Genomic DNA, 861 nt, shown 5'->3' with positions numbered 1-861 from the left:
TACATATTGGACGCGCATGGCGGTCTGTTGCCTCGGGGCGTTGTGGGGGAGCTGTGCATCGGCGGTGCGGGGGTATCGGAAGGATACCTTAACCGTCCGGAGCTGAACTTGGAGAAGTTCGTCGACGACCCCTATGTAGCGGGAGAGAAGATGTACCGGACGGGGGACCTTGGCCGTTGGTCGCCCGATGGCGAGATCGAGTTCATCGGCCGTAAGGACGACCAGGTGAAGGTACGTGGCTACCGTATCGAGCTCGGCGAGATCGAGAGCGTGCTCTCGGGCCTTGAAGGTATCGATTCCTGTTGCGTATTGGCACGTCCCGATCCACGCGGCGACAAACGCCTTGTCGGTTATGTGGTACAGGAGGGCCCGCAAGACCGTGAAGGTCTGGAGGGGATGCTCAAGGGCGTGCTTCCCGAGTACATGGTACCGCGTCTATGGGTGTTTTTGGATGCGCTGCCGCTTACGCGCAACGGCAAGATCGACAGGAAGTCGTTGCCGGACCCTGGTATGTCGGACATCACCTCTAACGAGTACGTAGCGCCAAGTAACGGGACCGAGCGGCGCCTGTCGGATATCTGGCAGGAACTGCTGGGCGTGGACAAGGTGGGGATCCGCGACAATTTCTTCGAGCTCGGCGGGCACAGCCTTTTGGCGACGCGTTTGGTTTCGATGGTGCGCAGGGATATGGATATCGAGCTGGATATCGCGGATATCTTCGTGCACCCTACGGTGGAGGGGCTTTCGGTGGCGCTCTCGACCAAGGGGAAGGGGAGCCTTCTACCTGCCGTTACGGTACAGGAGCGGCCGGAACGTATCCCGCTCTCGTACAGCCAGGAGCGTTTGTGGTTTTTGGACCAG

1 protein-coding gene is annotated in these 861 nt (G+C 60.0%); it reads left to right on the top strand.

Annotation, left to right across the window (positions count from 1 at the left end; genetic code table 11):
• Nucleotides 1-108 precede the first annotated feature (108 nt).
• Nucleotides 109-861: phosphopantetheine-binding protein (locus ACRD7P_RS20925; protein ID WP_430909749.1), on the top strand; the 753-nt coding region annotated here is incomplete at its 3' end.

It is taken from the genome of Maribacter sp. 2-571 (assembly GCF_050589625.1).
Classification (GTDB): domain Bacteria; phylum Bacteroidota; class Bacteroidia; order Flavobacteriales; family Flavobacteriaceae; genus Pelagihabitans.
The sequence above is the reverse complement of the archived record's forward strand: the minus strand, read 5'-3'. Positions and strand labels throughout refer to the sequence as shown.